The sequence below is a fragment of the Paenibacillus sp. FSL K6-2393 genome (genome assembly GCF_038002545.1).
Classification (GTDB): domain Bacteria; phylum Bacillota; class Bacilli; order Paenibacillales; family Paenibacillaceae; genus Paenibacillus.
The window spans coordinates 1088848-1106708 of record NZ_JBBOCU010000001.1 but is presented as its reverse complement, the minus strand read 5'-3'; the positions used below and the strand labels follow the sequence as shown (position 1 = coordinate 1106708).

General features: G+C 45.3%; 18 protein-coding genes. 5 read left to right on the top strand and 13 right to left on the bottom strand.

From position 1 onward, the window contains the following. Positions 1–67: 67 nt before the first annotated feature. The 3 genes from MHI14_RS04670 to yyaC all read right to left on the bottom strand — a co-directional run bounded on the left by MHI14_RS04670 (position 68) and on the right by yyaC (position 2615). Complete coding sequence (locus MHI14_RS04670; RefSeq protein ID WP_341129941.1) at positions 68–772, bottom strand: DUF6483 family protein; 705 nt, start codon at positions 770–772, stop codon at positions 68–70. Positions 773–1205: 433 nt separating this feature from the next. After that, positions 1206–1997, bottom strand: a complete 792-nt coding sequence (locus MHI14_RS04665; protein ID WP_133387144.1) for an alpha/beta fold hydrolase — start codon at positions 1995–1997, stop codon at positions 1206–1208. 60 nt (positions 1998–2057) lie between these two features. After that, positions 2058–2615: a spore protease YyaC gene (gene yyaC, locus MHI14_RS04660; RefSeq protein ID WP_091038572.1), complete on the bottom strand. Its 558-nt coding sequence runs from the start codon at positions 2613–2615 to the stop codon at positions 2058–2060. A 158-nt stretch (positions 2616–2773) separates the two neighbouring features. On the opposite strand from yyaC, the gene MHI14_RS04655 reads away from it, so the two are divergent. Next, positions 2774–2998 carry a DUF1128 domain-containing protein gene (locus MHI14_RS04655; protein WP_017692283.1) on the top strand — a complete coding sequence of 75 codons (225 nt, stop codon included), beginning with the start codon at positions 2774–2776 and terminating at the stop codon, positions 2996–2998. Positions 2999–3094: 96 nt separating this feature from the next. Here MHI14_RS04655 and MHI14_RS04650 read toward each other — a convergent pair whose 3' ends face one another. Both MHI14_RS04650 and MHI14_RS04645 read right to left on the bottom strand, forming a co-directional pair. Continuing rightward, a complete protein-coding gene (locus MHI14_RS04650; RefSeq protein WP_133387146.1) occupies positions 3095–3820 on the bottom strand; it encodes a pirin family protein in 726 nt (241 codons plus the stop codon). Between the two features lie 139 nt (positions 3821–3959). Beyond that, complete coding sequence (locus MHI14_RS04645) at positions 3960–4979, bottom strand: asparaginase (protein ID WP_249913175.1); 1020 nt, start codon at positions 4977–4979, stop codon at positions 3960–3962. Positions 4980–5156: 177 nt separating this feature from the next. Between MHI14_RS04645 and MHI14_RS04640 the strand changes: the two genes are divergently transcribed. From MHI14_RS04640 to MHI14_RS04625, 4 genes are all read left to right on the top strand, one after another. After that, a complete protein-coding gene (locus MHI14_RS04640) occupies positions 5157–5858 on the top strand; it encodes a phosphatase PAP2 family protein (RefSeq protein ID WP_341129940.1) in 702 nt (233 codons plus the stop codon). A gap of 134 nt (positions 5859–5992) precedes the next feature. Beyond that, the gene (locus MHI14_RS04635) at positions 5993–6250 is read left to right on the top strand and encodes a GlsB/YeaQ/YmgE family stress response membrane protein (RefSeq protein WP_017692278.1); all 258 of its coding nucleotides are present in this window, start codon (positions 5993–5995) and stop codon (positions 6248–6250) included. A 64-nt stretch (positions 6251–6314) separates the two neighbouring features. Continuing rightward, complete coding sequence (locus MHI14_RS04630; RefSeq protein WP_076212649.1) at positions 6315–6722, top strand: YtxH domain-containing protein; 408 nt, start codon at positions 6315–6317, stop codon at positions 6720–6722. Positions 6723–6806: 84 nt separating this feature from the next. Further along, entirely contained in the window at positions 6807–7172 is a 366-nt protein-coding gene (locus MHI14_RS04625) for a DUF5665 domain-containing protein (protein ID WP_091038566.1), read from the top strand. Between the two features lie 20 nt (positions 7173–7192). Here MHI14_RS04625 and MHI14_RS04620 read toward each other — a convergent pair whose 3' ends face one another. From MHI14_RS04620 to MHI14_RS04585, 8 genes are all read right to left on the bottom strand, one after another. Then, a complete protein-coding gene (locus MHI14_RS04620; protein ID WP_249913176.1) occupies positions 7193–8254 on the bottom strand; it encodes a magnesium transporter CorA family protein in 1062 nt (353 codons plus the stop codon). A 101-nt stretch (positions 8255–8355) separates the two neighbouring features. Then, the gene (locus MHI14_RS04615; RefSeq protein ID WP_047841571.1) at positions 8356–9129 is read right to left on the bottom strand and encodes a sigma-70 family RNA polymerase sigma factor; all 774 of its coding nucleotides are present in this window, start codon (positions 9127–9129) and stop codon (positions 8356–8358) included. Continuing rightward, positions 9126–9578 (bottom strand): anti-sigma B factor RsbW, encoded by a 453-nt coding sequence (gene rsbW, locus MHI14_RS04610; protein ID WP_036606993.1) that lies wholly within the window; start codon positions 9576–9578, stop codon positions 9126–9128. Before rsbW ends, MHI14_RS04615 begins: the two co-directional genes overlap by 4 nt. Positions 9579–9596: 18 nt before the next feature. Beyond that, positions 9597–9935 carry an STAS domain-containing protein gene (locus tag MHI14_RS04605; protein ID WP_036606989.1) on the bottom strand — a complete coding sequence of 113 codons (339 nt, stop codon included), beginning with the start codon at positions 9933–9935 and terminating at the stop codon, positions 9597–9599. An 86-nt stretch (positions 9936–10021) separates the two neighbouring features. Beyond that, complete coding sequence (locus MHI14_RS04600) at positions 10022–11698, bottom strand: response regulator (protein WP_091038563.1); 1677 nt, start codon at positions 11696–11698, stop codon at positions 10022–10024. Positions 11699–11714: 16 nt separating this feature from the next. Further along, on the bottom strand, positions 11715–12587 hold the full coding sequence (locus tag MHI14_RS04595; RefSeq protein WP_074096446.1) for a CheR family methyltransferase: 873 nt from the start codon (positions 12585–12587) through the stop codon (positions 11715–11717). An 86-nt stretch (positions 12588–12673) separates the two neighbouring features. Beyond that, positions 12674–16399: a response regulator gene (locus tag MHI14_RS04590; protein WP_091038562.1), complete on the bottom strand. Its 3726-nt coding sequence runs from the start codon at positions 16397–16399 to the stop codon at positions 12674–12676. Continuing rightward, entirely contained in the window at positions 16396–17565 is a 1170-nt protein-coding gene (locus MHI14_RS04585; protein WP_047841574.1) for a PP2C family protein-serine/threonine phosphatase, read from the bottom strand. The genes MHI14_RS04590 and MHI14_RS04585 overlap by 4 nt, the downstream gene beginning before the upstream one ends. Positions 17566–17861 lie beyond the last annotated feature (296 nt).

Genomic DNA, 17861 nt, shown 5'->3' with positions numbered 1-17861 from the left:
TACCATACCACAATTCCGTTCCCTCTCCAAGTAAAGGCATGTAACAAGCCTTGATCCAATCCATATTTTATGAGTTCATCTCTTGACGACTTAGTTCAGCTAGTCCCTCTTCAACTTCGTTCCGTGGCAGACCGCCCTGCTCCAGTTGTTCATCCGTGAGTTGGCTCAACCTTTCATAGAACGCCTGTACATCATCTCGGTAGCTCATCGGGAATTCATCACCAAGCTGGAGCAATCGATACCAACTGTTCTCTGCCTGGTCGTAACGTCCTTGTTGTTCACGATAGAGGGCAAGCTGTCTTTCAGTCCGGGCAGGAAGTTCATATTCTTTCGTAAGCCCCAACACACCCTCCACCCGTTCCGGTGCGTCCAACAACTTGGGATTAGCGCCATGATTCAATGCATACAGGTAAAAATGAAGTGATCTCATCAATCGAATGACAGCCTCATCCTCTGCGTCCATTCTCTCCTGATCATCTATGCCTTCCACTTTGGCCTTCTCTTGATAAATGTAAGCCTCTTCTTCAATCAGCCTCGCGGCCTGCTGCAGATTGTCTACCTCAATTATTCCGCGAAAACGGAACATTTCAATAACATCCTCCGCTGGCAATGAGTTCAGTAGAGATAAATTCAACCCAAACTGCCTGCGCATCAGCTCATCCAGTTCAGACAATGCCTCGGTGTGCTTACGTTGCTGTTTGAGCGTGAACACTTTGCCTATTGCTTCAGTCATTTCCTCCATCATGCGGAGCAGATAATCTTTTCTGAACATGCTGTATGCCCCCTCATCATTCGACCCTATACATCCAATCGTTCTCATATCGTTCCTTTATATTTATTTTAATTCATGCCATGACAAAAAGCCAAAAACAAGACACGCGTGTCTTTGCTCTGGCCATGAACACACTAAACCCCTGCCTATCCCAAAGGGACGTGGCAGGGGTTCGGTTGAAATGGAACTGGTAACTCCTCCTCCACAAGAGGTTGAATCATCCAGAAACCAAACTATATTCTAGGACGTGTCTCAAAACTCGCTGAAGTGCATCTTTTACCGCCTTTTCGCCCCATGCTGCGTCACTTCCCCTTGACGTGCCCCGGCACGCCTGCGGAAAACTTCCTTGCTTGGAACGAAAATTCAGTAAAATCTACTTCCTTCGGAGTTTTCAGACACGCCCTAATGAAATCAACATAAATTACTTCATCAATTACTTCGATAATCCAGCCATAAATTGTTTAATGACCTGAATTAATTCTTCAGGAGCTTCATACATGCTCATATGACCCGCACCCGCAATCACGGCTTGCACGATATGTGGCTTGTCACTTGTAAATGTACGTTCTGGCGGGATAACAGCATCCTTCTCTCCCGCAACCAGCAATACAGGTAAAGGTGTAGCCGATAACACATCGCGGCGATCCGGACGTTCTCGCATAGCAAGTGCAGCACCAACAGCACCTTGAGGAGCAGTCTGGTAACCAATTTCCTTCACACGTGTTACATGCGTAGATAGCAATTCCACATGTTCCGGTGCAAAAAGTCCGGGAACCAGTCCATCTACAAAATTCACGATACCTTCGGTCTGAATGGTGGATACAGCACGAAGGCGTTTTTCCTTGGCTTCTTCACTGTCCGGATAGGCTGTCGAATGAATCAGACCAAATGCATTCAAACGCTCCGGGTGACGCTGTGCAATCGAGAGCGTAATGTATCCCCCCATCGAGTGTCCCAGAAGGACCGCTTTTTCCACATTCAACTCATCCATCAACTGTAATACATCGTTGCCCATCTGTTCGATGGTATAACTTCCTACAGGTGCATCTGTTTTTCCGTGTCCACGCAGATCGGGGACGATACAGCGATAGCTGCGTGCCAGTTCAGGTACGACCTCATCCCAATACGATGAACTGCCACAGTATCCGTGGAGCAAAATGAGTGCTTCTCCCTTACCTTGTTCGGCATAACAAATCGTCGTTCCATCACACATCACTTTTTCCATATGAATCCCTCTCTCTGCGCGAATTAAATAATTCAGGTTGTATATTATTAAGCCTACATATCATGAATGAAACGTTTGTCTCCATTTCCCTGCTTCAATTGCGGCGTCTGCAATCGTTCGGGACATCCCCATGACCAGGTGAAGCGAGGTCATCTGCAAAATGGAATAGGGCCTTGGTCCATTCGCATTAACCACAGCTGCTACACTGTATTGTCCAACAGGAGGTAGCTTGCCTCCGACCGATTGGGCCGGAATGAGTGGGTTATTCGAGAGATAGTATGTACCTACCGCCTGCTTTGGACCCAGACATGCATCAATCGCTATGATGGCATGGTGTGCAGGAATAAGTGCCAATTTCTTTTCCAGCGTATCTGCATCACAAGGGGAAGACAGCGTGCCAATCACGTTCTCCATTCCGCTCTCTTGCAGTAAACTTCCTGTCAGTGGACCCAAAGCATCCCCGGTGGAACGATCAGTACCGATGCAGACAAACGTGATCTCAGCTGGAGAATGAAGTTGAACGATGTTTTTGAAAAATAAGATCAAATTCTCTGCAGGCACGCCTTTACGGACTTCCCTTCCTTGATGGCGAACCATTTCTCGCTTATACGCTGCCAAGCTGTATTCCCTCCAGTACACTCAGGTTTCCATGAAATCCTGTTGTTGTATCCATCATTGTAACCGATGCTTGGTTTCCTCGCAAAAGCATTAGCCTGAGCGCTTCCAATCATGATACAATAACAAGAGTTTCCGATACGGAAGGGATGAACTTAACGATGGATTTAACACAAGCAACAGCAGCCAATATGGAATATATGATTGAAGCGATCAAAACCAAACTTCGTATGGCAAGTGGTGCCGCCATGCAAGCTTCTTCATTCCCACTTGAGAAATATGAAGATCTGTTTGACCTGTATGAAATGATTTTGAGCAAGGAACATCTCAGTATCTCTGAAGTGGAAGCTGTCGCTTCGGAACTGGGTAATCTTCGTAAATCTTAGTCCAAAAAAAGGACCTGTTTCCACATCACCGTGGGAACAGGTCCTTTTTCACATATTTATATTTCCAGACTATCCTTAACGGAATACATCCCATCCTTAAGGCAGGTCAACCAAAACAAATTCGGCAGGTTCACTGTCTGTGCTCGTGATTTGCAGATCACAGCTTTTGCGAATTCGTGCGGCATCGCCCGGCTTGAGGTTGAAGTTACCATCCGAACAATGAATCTCTACATGCCCACTGATCAGGAAAAGATGTGTCCGTCGATCTTCGTGTTGCGGGTACATCAACTTTTTCCCGGACTCCAAATGGGAGAGGTAACAGGTTACATCCTGGGAAATAGGCAATGCGCCTTCGGTTCCCTCTCCCCCTTGCCCGGATACAATCGGACATAGACGATTTAAATGCTCCTGCGGCTCTATTCTCCGATTCGTATAGGATGGTTTCAGCATACGCTCCGATGGCAAAAACCACATCTGGAGGAAACGTACCGGTTCATCCGCTGACGGATTGGTCTCAGAATGTTCCACTCCCGTACCCGCACTCATCACCTGGACCGTACCCGGTTCAAGCAATTGCTCTGTTCCCATACTATCCGTATGTTTGAGTGTACCTGATATGACATAACTGACAAGTTCAAGATCATGATGTGGATGTTTCTTAAAGCCTTCTTGCGGCATCAGCGTGTTTTCATTATGAGCCAACAGACAGCCAAAATGGGCATTGCTTGGATCATCATAATCCGCAAAGGAAAAGCTGAATTCACTGTGTATCCAACCTCGATCCGACGTGTGCCTTTCTTCCGATGTCACCACTTTAATCATGTTCATCCACCTCCAAGGGTTTAGAGCTGCCACATTACCGCGGCAGTCCATGCGTGTATATGAATTGTATAGATGAATACCAGTTGGTATGTCATCTTTACCCGGGGTCCGGCAACTCTAATCACGCCCCTTCTTAAGGTTATACGCTATCTTCAAGTGAGTGGAGAATGAACTCACTATCTGCATGACCTACAAGGGTACCCGCATCATTTCGGATGTCCGAAGGGAACACTTCAGCCAATCGTGCAATGGTTCTCTCATTGGAATAACCAATCTGTCTTAGGATGGATTGGGTGATGAAGGCCCACTCTTCCTCGGAACCATCAAGCACCTTGAAGGTGATTCCCAGTCTTTCTTTTTTCAGACCAAAACCGAATACCCCCTTGAATCCACCCTTCGCTACAATGTTATCGTCTTCCAGCAGCACTGAATCTACACGCTCCGTGCCACCCACCATCAACGGATGTTCATTCATAGCTGATGTTATGGTTTCTACAGCTGTTCTTGTGGAAGGATCAGCGATAAGATCCGGACAAGCGAGCTTCAGATAAGCGTTCGACAATGCCGACAACGGCAAAGAAAATACCGGAAAGCCGCAGCCATCCGTCCCAAGCTCAATCTCTTTTTCTTCAATACCTGCCAGGTCGGCAAAGGTTTCAAGAATTTCTCGTTGTACCGGATGATCCGGTTCAGCGTAACTACCCAGATCAACCTGCTTCATCTGACTGTACCCCAGAATCCCCAGATGTTTTCCGGAGCAGTTGTGCAAGATGCGCCGTTTCTCTCCCTGTCCACGTAACCATTGATTACGGCTTTCTTCATTAAGCGGATAACTTGGTGCACAGATCAGGCATTCTTCTCCCAATCCAATTTTACCGGATAACTGCTCCAGCACCCGAATGTGTTCCGGTTCCGAACGATGCGAAGAGGACATAATGGCAATCTCCTGTGCTGACAGACCATAGTGACTGGCAATTCCTGCCCGAATACCTGGAATGGCTTGAAAAGGTTTGGCAGATGAGCGAGTGAATGCTCTAAAATGAGGATCGCCAGCCGAGTATACGATTCGGCCATACTCATCCGTAATACTTATGTGTCCGTAATGGGCGCATTCCATAACGCCTGCACGGTATTCTTTAATTAACAAGGCACTCTCCATGCGAGTTCTCTCCTTTGTGCTCCCGATTTCATCTCTGCTTTGCGTCACGACGCCGCATGGGATATCTTAAATAGTATAGTACAAAAGCGACGTTTTTACAGTTTTTTCGACAGGCATTTCGGGTATAGCTTTATCATCTATGTTCATCTACTACAATAACTGAAGGAGAAACTCATTATGCCGCGCAAAACGTATTCACCAGCCTCATTCAGTTCAACTCCCGGCACGTTATTACGTCCACTCCTCAACTGGGGTTTGATTGGTCTGGCCCTCAGCGCTTCGGTTGTATTCATCCTGGCAGGTCTGGGTGCCTGGTTGGGTGCTGATGTTATTATTCGTCTGGATGATCAAATTCAGCAATTATTTTATCTGAATTCAGATTCACGTCTTCATCTATTCCCTTACACTGCATTCATAACCGCACTGGGCTCATTCAAAATCTCTGCTGTGGCTGCAGGAGGTTTTGCTCTTCTTTTCTTCATACAACGTAGTCCAAGGTTTGTTATATATGGATATGCGCTCACGGGAAGTTTTGCCATGATGTGGATTCTAAACACGTTATTGAAGGAATTTTTCAGACGAAGCAGACCTGAACTGGATCATCTGTTGGTCGTTCACGGGTACAGCTTTCCCAGCGGACATGCCATGATCTCCATGGGCTTCTACGGTATGCTCTTTGTAATCTGGGCCATTGAACGACAGCGACATAACTCTTCCGGTGTGTGGCTTCCTGTTCTATGTGGTATCAGTTTTATTTTCTTGATTGGCCTCAGCCGAATCATGCTGGGCGTTCATTATCCTACGGATGTATTAACTGGATTTACTGCTGGATTGGCATGGATCTTCTGCATGGTTAAGGGCATTAAACAAAACCGCTAAAGAATGAATTCCTCTGATTTCCAGTTCATTCATCCTCATCTTTATTGTTTCACAGGGTTGCACGGGGTTTATATACGAAGTAAGCAAACGCGAACAGACAACATCCTACATCAAGTTTAAAGGAGGCGGTTGTTATGTGGGGCATCATTATCAGCATTGTGATGGCTGTCATCATCGGTTTGATCGGAGATGCACTTGCCGGTCACAACATGCCTGGAGGCATAATCGGTGCAATGATTGCAGGATTTGCCGGAGCCTGGCTGGGAGCACTTTTGCTTGGTAACTGGGGACCAGTTATCGGTAACTTTGCCATCATCCCTGCCATCATTGGTACAGCGCTCTTTGTTTTCTTGCTGGGGCTTGTGTCCAGACTGCTAAGACAGGCTGCCTGATTCGGGCAACAAGGTGTTCGTTGTTTCGTATTTGTTTCTTAAATTGAAGAAGGAGTGATTAGACATGAATAAAGCAGAAGAGCAATATCCTGTACAGACGGGTTCAACTTTCGCAAAAGGTATTTTCATCGGGGGTTTGCTGGGAGCTGCAGCAGCACTACTCTTTGCGCCTAAACCAGGACGTGAATTGCGTGGTGACCTTTCCGAGAAAGTGGGCATCGTTACTGACCGCACCAAAGAAGTGGCAACTGTTGTAAGTGACAAAGCCACTGAACTGGCTAAAACGGTCTCTTCCAAAACTTCCGATATTGCAAAAACGGTAAATCAAGGCCGCAATGATGTAATGGACTCTGTGAGAAAAGCGTCCGCTGATGTGGCTAACGAAGCATCCCGTGCATCTGATGAAGTGGCTGCCGCTTCCGTTGAAGCGAAGGAAGATGCACGTAAAGAACTTAACTCGACTAGCCTGTAAGGCGATACAGATCGAGTGACCAATAGCCAGCTGCACTCCAGCTGGCTATTTTTTATCCAATGAGAGTTGAGGAGGACGAATACTATGAGTAAAGTTACAATCAACGGTAATACTCCAATTAAGGGAGCAACACCGACACAGCAGTATGATACAAGCGAGCATCCTTTTGAATTACGTCATGAGGTAAAGCGATTGAACACCCGCTTGGACCAGATTGCGGACAGTCTGGAGAGAGCACAGATCAAGGATATTATTGAGAATTATAGCAGTCCCAAAAAGCGGATTATTACCAATTTCACAGCGGGCATGGCACGAGGTCTCGGGCTGACTGTGGGTACCTTTGTTGTTCTCGGTTTGCTGGCATTCATTCTCAGCCAATTCGTGAATATGCCGATTGTGGGCCAATATATCGCTGACTTGCTTGGTTATATTGAAGATTACAAAAACTAAGAGGACTAACCAATAGTAGGCTATCCCTTACGTTTTTCCGTAGCTCCTTTTTTCTCTGTCTCTTCAGCTGAAGGCTGTGAGGATTTCACTTTGAGCAGATCTCCTGTCCAGCCTTTCATCATCAGCCATACATACATGCTGATCATGCTTAAGATAATGACAACAAGGACCAGTACAACTCCCCATGATTTGTCGATAAAGGGCAGGTTCTCAAAGTTCATCCCCCATATCGCGCCAGCTGCCGTGGCAGGTATGAACACAGCAGTGACAATGGTCAGCGTCTTCATGATCTCATTGCCACGTACACCGGAGATTGCATTATCAATGGAGATTAACGTATCGATCTCTTTCTCGTAGTGACTAAACAAACGTTCCATTCGCTCTACTCGATGTTGGAGCTGCTGGAAATATCGATTTTCATTTATTTCATCAAGGTAAGCCTCATGTGAAGCAGCCATCAGTTCCGAGTAAGGGATGAACAGATTACTCCAATACAATAATTCAAATCGAGCGGCGAGAATCTGGTCCATCAAGGTGCGGGCATTGCGAGATTCCATCTTCCGTTCCAGATCACGCAGGTTCATCTCAAAATGATCCATTCCCACATGGTAGTAATGCAGTATAGCTCGAAAAAGTACAAACATCCCGTCCCTGGCCTCACTACATTGCTGTAACATATGGGCACGTTCATCCGTCTTCATAATACCTCGTGTATTGTCATCCATATTCAAGGTAACCAGGTTATTACGATCGACATAAAAGAACATCTGATTATCTTTTCTTTTGTCATCTCTCTCATTCTTGATCGCATACAACAATGAACCAAATATGACTGGTTCTTTACCATTCACAAAACGGACGGACAAATAATTCGATTCGACTTCCGGAATTTTATAAAGCCAATATCGCATATCCGGAAACGCCTCTGTCAGCTCCTCCAAAGCATCGTTCATGCTATCGGTGTCAGGTGCAACCCAATCCCACCATTGCCAATGGTCCGAGCAAGATAACTTGTCACGGCGAGCTTCCAACTTGATTTGGTTCACAATCACTTTATCCACTCCTGCACTCATCTTCTTCATTACATACCCATCTTTTTGATCCCAAAAAGGACACGTATGCATTTCAGTGCAATGACGTGTCCTTCTTTATGCCGTACTCAACAACATTAGGGTTCCATTTTTCATAACATTGAAGCATTAGACATAATCTGTTTCAATTTCTCTGTAGCTCGCTTCTGAATACGAGATACACTCATCTGTGAAACACCAAGCTTCTGGGCAATTGCCCGCTGAGATTGGCCATCCTGGAATGCTAGAATAAGTACCTGCTGCTCTTGTTCCTTCAATTGTCCCAATGCCTGTTGCAAGTCCATCCGTTTTTCGACCGAATCATAGTCATTAACATCTGCACTGATCAGTTCACCCAATGTTGCTGCACTGTCATCCTGAGATAAAGGAGAATCCAGTGATACATAGTGGTAACATTCCCGACCAGCCAGAACTTCAATCGTCTCTTCTGCAGTCAAATCAAGGTATTCAGCAATTTCGTTCACACCGGGTGAGCGCTCCAGCTTAACGGTTAACTCATCAATGGCATGTTGCACAAGTGCTCCCTTTTCCTTAATCCTCCGGGGCACCTGAATATACCAGGATTTATCGCGCAAGTAGTTCTTCATATGACCGATCATGCTCTTCATGGCATAAGGTTCAAACGGAATACCTAGATTGATATCGTATTGCTTGAGCAAACGAATCAAAGCCATCTGCCCGGTCTGATACAAGTCTTCGTATAGATCGGGGCGATTCCGAGCGATTTTACCTGCTGCCATCTTTACCATTGGTTCATACTTACGGATGAGAACTGTTGCAATTTCATTATCTTGGGTCTGCTGGTATTCCCAGATCAAACCTATAGCTTCAGACATGGACTCTGGGGGAGTCACTTTTTCATTCATACTTTCTCCTCACTTCTTGCAAGACGTTTTACGAGTACTACTTTCGTACCTTTGCCCGTCTCACTTTCCACACTGACATCGTCCATCAAGGCTTGCATCAGGTAGAACCCAAGTCCGCCAATCTGTGCTTCCGTCAGTTCTTTGTCGTGTAGACCGGCACGTGACACAGCAGGGTTCATGTTCTCGAAGCTGGCACCTTCGTCCTTGACAATAATGGACAATGTTTCGCCATCCACTTCGAATACAACTTCAACCATGCCGCCTTCGTGTGAGTAGGCATACAATACAGAGTTGTTACAGGCCTCGGATACAGCAACTTTCATATCCTCAATGTCTTCATAAGAAAATCCCATTTTGGATGCTACTCCATAGAGATTGAGTCTTACAATATCAACGTAATCAGCTGTCGCAGGTAAATTAAGGGTGACTCTTTGAACTTCTGCATTCATTCCTTTTTCGATCCTTTCCTATTGGGAATTCTTCTGTGTGACAAAGAATTTGGCAATGCCCGTCATATCAAAAAGTTTCTGAATCTGCGCAGGAACTTCCTGTACTTCAAAGCGAGCTTCCATTCCATGTCTTGCCTTCAGAACAGATAACAGGATACCAATCCCTGTACTATCGATATACTTCAATTCTTTCATGTTGATCACAAGATCCTGTTCCTTGTTATCCACGAGCGGCTCCATCACCAAGCGGAAGTCAGGAGCAACCGACAAATCCAGTTCGCCAGTCAGATACACCGTGCATACGCCGTCCTGTGTTTCAGTTCTTGCATTGAATTTTTCATTTTTATTTGTATTCATTAGACATCTCTCTCCTGATCAATGGTTTCCTTACCTAATAACCCAACTTCAGCACGAGTGAAACAGAAAGAAGTTTGGAAAATGTTTCAATTGGCCTGATTCATGGCTGAAGGGCCTGGATCTAACATTTGTCGTTGTTTCTGAAACTGGGCTATTTTCTGTTTCACATTGCCCATTTTCACCGGTTTACTAATATAATCATCCATGCCGGCAGCAATACAGCGCTGCTGAATACCTTCCATCACGTTAGCAGTCATGGCTATAATGATTGGCTGATCAGACTGGGACAGGCTCTCTCGAATCCGCCGTGTGCATTCCAAACCGTCCATCACAGGCATCTGCAGATCCATAAACACATAGTCATAGGGATAACGGCTGCCGTTTACCATATCGAGTGCGCTCTGCCCATCTTCAGCAATGTCTGAGAGCAACCCAAGCTTACCGAGCATAATCGCCATCAACTTCTGGTTAATAGGATGATCATCCACGATTAATACCGTAGGATATTTATTCTCATTTTTCACATCCGTTGGCTTCTCTTCCCCGTTCCTCTGGATCAGTTCAGTTTCTACATAACGTTTCGCCTGAATTGTAAATACAAACGTTGCTCCCCGTTGCTCTGTTGTATCCAGATAGATCTGTCCACCCATCATTTCAACCAGAGTCTTGCATATTGCCAGTCCTAAGCCAGTTCCACCGTATTTACGTGTCATGGATGTATCCAGCTGGGAAAACGGCTGGAACAGGCGATCAACTTTGTCTGAAGCGATACCTATCCCGGTGTCTTTAACGGCAAACTCCAATGCCATTTCTCCATCCTTTTCTTCCTTAACTGACACGATCAGATACACTCCACCCTGATCGGTAAATTTGATCGCATTTGCAATAAGATTCAAGAGAACTTGACGGAGCCTTGCCATATCTCCATAGATTAATTCAGGGACAGAATCCTCCAGGAAATAATCCAGTTCCAAGTTCTTTTTGCCTGCTTCTGCAGCAAACAATCCCAACACTTCCCGAACACAGGAGACAATTTCAAAAGGATGCTCTTCAAGTTCCATTTTGCCGGATTCCATCTTGGTAAAATCAAGAATGTCGTTGATGACCGTGACAAGTGCATCCGCGCTGCGACGAACGATGTCTGCATATTCCTTCTGATCTTCCCTCAGTTCCGTCTCCATCAGCAGATCAACCATACCGATAACTCCGTTCATCGGTGTACGAATCTCATGACTCATCATCGCCAGGAACTCGGTCTTTGCATTGGCTGCAATTTCTGCTTCTTCCTTGGCCTGAATGAGTTGTTGGTTCATCTTCTCCAGTTCCTGTGTCTTCTGGTGAAGAAGCATGGTCTGTGTCTTCAAACGTTTATTGGTGATAAACATCTCCACAAACCCCTCGATTTTGGATTTCAAAATCTGAGGAATAAATGGCTTAACCATGTAATCAATGGCCCCGGCTGAATATCCGGCAAACAAGTGCTCCGCTTCTCTACTATTCGCAGAGATGAATATAATCGGCACATCCTTGGACTTGTCCCGTGCCTTAATTAACTTTGCTGTCTCAATTCCGTCCATTCCAGGCATCTGCACATCGAGAACGATAACCGCAAATTCGTCTTTTAGCAGACAGCGGAGTGCCTCTTCTCCGGAAGTTGCCTTAACGAGTTTATATTGTTCCGATTCCAGAACTGCTTCAAGAGCAAGCAAGTTCTCAGGGCGGTCATCTACCAATAATATGTGGATTGGTTCATTGAGCCCCATGGCTAACCCTAACCCCCTATTTAATCTTCCGGTATATTTTTTCGGTCCGGTCTAACGGCTCATAGGTATCACTGAACTCTGTAAAATGTATCGATTCTTTCGACCCCAGAACCAGAATACCAAAGTGGCTCAAGCTCTCATGAAACAGCCCATGCACATGGTTCCGCAGTTCATCATTAAAATAAATCATGACATTACGGCAAAAGATAACATTAAACTCGTTAAATGACCGGTCTGTTGCCAGGTTGTGCTCGGCGAAAATGATGTTCTTCCTTAGAAAAGGATGAAATATCACCGAATTATATTTCGCTGTATAGTACTCGGAGAAGGCTCTGGTACCCCCTGCCTCCAAATAATTTGTAGTAAATAGTTTCATTTTCTCAATACCATATACGCCTTCTTTGGCCTGTTGCAAAGAGCGATCATTCATATCCGTTGCGTAGATTCTTGCCTTGTCATACAGTCCTTCCTCATGCAACATGATGGCCATGGAATAAACTTCCTCTCCCGTAGAGCATCCCGCATGCCATATTCGGATATACGGGTATGTTCTCAGGATAGGAATAATCTGTTCCCGAAACATTCGGAAAAGCGAAGGATCTCGAAACATTTCCGTTACAGGGATGGATAAGTTCTGTACAAAACGGTCAAACGCGGAACGGTCATGAAGAACACGCTCCTGCAAGCCGGATATGCTCTTAACACCTTCAGCATGTGCATGATGCCAGATTCTTCGTTTTAGGGATGGCAATGCATAGTTTCTAAAATCATATCCATATAAACGGTGCATGCCTTCCAACAGCAACTCAATCTCGATCAGCTCACGTTCTTCATCTTGCGGCATACGGACCAAATCTGCCCCCGTCTCGGTAGGTTCCCACGGTGTCATAAGTTCTCTCCACTTCTTCATTTGTTACTTGCGTATTCGTCGTATTGTCTTTCATTACCCAAACAATCAACATACGAATAATGAACTTACGAATACAACCATACGCGCATTAAGGATAACAATTGATCTGTCTGGATCGGTTTTTTCACATAATCAGATGCTCCGGCCTCAATACATTTGCCGCGATCCTCTTTCATGGCTTTGGCCGTGAGCGCAATAATCGGCAACTTTTCAAACTGCGGGATCTGTCTGATTCGTGTCATTGCTTCATAACCGTCCATTTCTGGCATCATCATATCCATCAGTACCAGATCAAATTCAGGATTTTTGTCCAAAATCTCCAAAGCCTCTCGGCCGTTCTCCGCAAATGTCACATCCATCCGATAGCCTTCAAGGACACTTGAAAGGGCAAATACGTTACGGATATCGTCATCTACAAGCAATATTTTTTTGCCTTCAAACAACGTTTCCTTGTTGTGTAGTTTCTGTAAGATTCGACGCTTGTCTTCCGGCAAATTGGCTTCTACCCGATGCAGGAACAAAGTGGTCTCATCCAGCAGACGTTCCGGTGACTTCACATCTTTGATAATGATGGATTCCGCATATTTGCGCAGCTTCATTTCTTCCTTGGAATCCAGCTCTTTGCCTGTATAAATTATAATCGGCAGATCGTTCAGATATTCATCATCGCGAATCTGGTCGAGCAACTCAAACCCGGTCATATCCGTTAACATTAGATCCAGTACCATGCAGTCATAACGCTGGCTGTGTAATTCATTCAACGCCTCACTACCTGTCGATACAGCAGTGATTGCAACATCATCATGACCAATCAATTCTATAATGGCTTTACGCTGAATCTCATCATCTTCGACGATCAACAGTCGTTTTAATTGATTCTCGGTATATGATTTGATATGCGAGAATGCTTTATCCAGTGAATCCTTGCTCGAAGGTTTTTTCAGATACGCAATGGCGCCCATCATCAGACCTTGCTTCATATCATCAATAACTGAAATCACATGAACCGGAATGTGGCGTGTTGCCGAACTGCTCTTCAGCTCGCCCAGAATGGTCCAACCATCCATTACCGGCAATTGAATATCCAGGATAATGGCATCCGGCAAATATTGACGTGCCATTTCAAGTCCTTTATCACCTTGTAGGGCAACAAGTGCTTTGAATCCTCTTCCTCTCGCCATATCCATCAAAATATGTGCAAAGTTCACATCATCCTCAATGATGAGGAGGATTTTGTCGCCTTCCATGATATTCTCCCGATCATCTTCGATCTGCGTGACATCTGGAGTATGGGAAGGAGATAGATCTTTACCCACGCTACGCTCCGGATCAGGAGAGAGAATGGACTGATGACTTGAAAGCATGGTCCGTGCTTCGATGGACTGTTCATAAAGATCCTCTGAGGATACAGCCGCTTCTCTTGAAGCACCTTCTTCTGCCAAGGCTTCCTCTTCATGATTATCCGGCAGGTATAAGGTAAAGCAGCTACCTTCCCCTTCGGATGATTCCACCTGTATTGCGCCACCAAGCAAACGTGCCAGCTCCCTGCTAATGGACAATCCCAGGCCAGTTCCACCGTATTTCCGGCTTGTGGTCCCGTCTACTTGCTGGAACGCTTCAAAGATCAAATCCGTCTTATCCGATGGAATACCAATGCCGGTGTCTTTTACACTAAATCCGAGATATTCCTGATTGGTGTTCATATAACCCGGCAGCTCTTCCGGTTTCATTCGTCGTCCAATCAGACTAACCGAACCTCGATTGGTGAACTTAAATGCGTTCGACAACAAATTCCGTAAAATCTGTTTGACGCGATGACTGTCGGTGTATACCCATTCCGGTAGATCGCTGTCGAAATCGATATTCAAGTTCAGTTCCTTTTTATTCGCCATCGGTCCGAAGTTCTGCTGAACAAAGCTGGTCAGCTCTTCCATTCGAACTGTCTCATAATTGATATCCATCTTACCTGCGTCCACTTTGGACAGATCCAGAATCTCATCAATCATCTTCAGCAGATCGGCGCCCGACATGTAGATGGTTTGCGCATATTCCTGCTGTTTGTCAGTCAGATTCCCACCCTTGTTCTCCGACAATAACTGGGACAAAATGAGCAGACTGTTCAATGGTGTACGGAGTTCATGTGACATATTCGCTAAAAATTCGGACTTGTACTTGCTTGTCATCGACAGCTGTGTAGCTTGCTGTTCCAACTGTGTCTTCGTTTTCTCAATTTCGTCATTTTTCTCTTCAACTTCACGCACCTGCTCTTCAAGCGCCCGCGTCTTGGCAATGAGTTCCGTATTGAAATGCTCCAATTCTTCCTGCTGACGCTGCAGCAATTCCTCGGAACGTTTAAGCGCCTCTGTCTGCTCCTCCAGATTCTCATTGGAACGACGAAGTTCTTCTTGCTGTGTCTGCAATTCTTCCGATTGAACCTGCAGTTCCTCAGTCAGTGCCTGGGATTCACGCAGCAACTCCTCCACACGCAAACGACGTCGAACGTTGTTCAAAATTACGCCCAGGTTCATAATCAGTTGTGTGAACAACTGCTTGTGAAGTTCATTGAAACCTTCAAAGGAAGCCATTTCAACTACACCAATCAGTTCATCTTCAAACACGACAGGATAGATCATGATACCCGCAGCACGTGTTGAACCTGAAGCTGAACCAATATGCACATAATCTTCAGGCGTATTTTCCAGAATAATTGGTGTCATATCCAGCGCGGCTTGACCAATCAAGCCTTCACCGATGCGATACATTTCTTTACCAACATCTTCGTTCTCTTCAAATGCGTATGCACCGTAACGTCTCAGTTCGTCGGGATGTTTCTCCTCATCGATCAGATAGACAACACCCAACTGAGCGCCAAGCACAGGTGTGAACTCACTGATAAACATCTGTGAAATTTGGCGAATGGAGCCAATCCCCCGAAGCAGTTCCGGGACTCTTGCGATATTCGAACTCATCCAGTTTTGATCCTGCTGAGCCTGTACATAAGCCCTCTCGATTTCCAGTTTTTCTTCCAGATCACTGGATACATCCTTGAACACACTGGCAATCTGACCAATCTCATCGGTTGATTTGACCTGTATGCGCCGAATGGTTCGGTAACGCCCTTTACCAAAGCTGGTAATCATCATAGATACCGTGTTCAGACCCCGTGTGATACTCGGCAGCACCCACATAATGACACCCAATGCAAGCAACAACCCCGCAATCATGATACCTATCGTGATCTGTACTGCTCTCGTATACGCTGCGTTAGCGTTTTTGATCTCGGCATCAATCTCTTGGTCCTGATAACGGGAAAGAGCATTCAAACTATCCACAGCTTCTTTTTGCACCGCGAGTCCTGTTGCATTGCGGTAGTTATTCGCATCTTCTACCCTGCTTTGGGACATCAAGTTGATCTGTCTTGTTGCATAGGAAGTATAAGCAGTCCACGCAGTATTCACACGATCCACCAGTTGATGTTCAGGTGCACTGTCTGCTCGGTTTCTCACTTCTACGAGGTAACCATCCCCCCGATCCTTCATCTCCTTCAGGTCACCTTCAGCAGCACTAATTGAATTGTTCGGATTCAATAACAAGTTAGCCAGCACTTTGGCAATATCATTGACCTCTCCGCGTACAGCAGAAGTGAACCTTACTTTGAGATAACGTTCCTGATACATCTGATCAATCTGTTTATTACTGCTGTTTAGCCGTTCATAACTCACAAACGTGAGCACGATCAAAATAGCCATCAGAGCGGTAAAACCAATCAGCAGTTTATTCCTGATCTTCATTCATCCCCCGCCCCTTTATCCAAAGTAATCCAGACCAGACATTTATCATCATCCCGCTCCTGGGGAATTTCGTCGTCAAAGAACATGGCCTGCATGGCAGCTTCATTCCACTGATGTGACCCGGTCAGTTTTTCGATCAGGAATTCATGTTGTTCTTCCTGCCCGCCCTGAACAGCTTCCAATAATCCATCCGTATATAGTGCAATATGCCCGTCACCCTCGTAATGGATCGTTTGTGGTTCAATATCCATCTTGTCAAATAAACCAACAGGACAGCAGACGCTGTCAAATGTGGTGACACTGCCGTCGTTTCGGAAGAATAAAGCAGGTGGATGCCCTGCATTAACATAATCAATACGCTTCATCCGTGTATCAACGACCAGATAAATTGCCGTGAAATAATACTGCACCAATTGTTTTTCCAGATGGAGCTGGTTAAAACGACGGTTCAACTCTTGAATGACCTTCTCTGGATCCACATAAGTGGTAACCGTATCTTTTAACACAGAAGCGATAAACATGGTAAACAGGGATGAAGATATCCCGTGTCCCATCATGTCGAGCAGCAGAACTCCGTAACGGCCTTCCCCAAGTGGATACCAAGAATACAGATCACCCGCAAGCTCAAAAGATGGTTTATAGATGGCATGCACTTGGAACAACGGGTCCCTAATTGCCGGACTTAAAACAGCATTTTGGACCATCGCTGCCAACTTGAGCTCATCCTGAATACGTTGATCACGCTCTTTGTGCCAATCCTTCTCCTGTTTCAAACGAAGTGCGAGTCGAATTCTGGCCATCAGTTCGACTTTATTAATCGGTTTGGTCACATAGTCAGATGCCCCTGCATCCAATGCTTCGGCAAGTTTCTTGGAATCTCCGATGGCAGTCACCATAATAATCGGTATATCCTTCAGATTCTCAAATTTCTGCACAATACTGCAGGCTTCGATACCATCCATCTCCGGCATCATCATATCTAGCAAAATCAGGTCAATATCCGACGGTCTTGGACGAAGTTCGTTGCTTTCCTCCCCAATTCCCAACACTTCAAACATTTCCATGGCGGAACTCGCCGTTACAATGTCACGATAGTTTTCTTTTTTCAGAATTTCTCGAATGATAATGACATTCGTCGGATTGTCGTCAACAATAAGTATTCTCATTGATATCTCCTTATCTGTGGCGTCCGGGTTTGTCGATTCTTATTAGGTTAAAACAAACGTTGATTATACAAATTTTGCATACAAAACGGCAGTAGACATAATAATTCCTAGTATAACTATAATCGTAAAAACAAAAAACTTCTATCAGTAAATGGCACCATCGCTGGAGATTCTCCCCGCAACCCACCCTGTTTTTGCAGCGTCCTGATCCCGCTTCCAAACTTGCAAAAACATAGATAAGGAATGGGGAAAGCCCCATTCCTTATCTATGTTTTTGATTAAGCATTTTACATAAA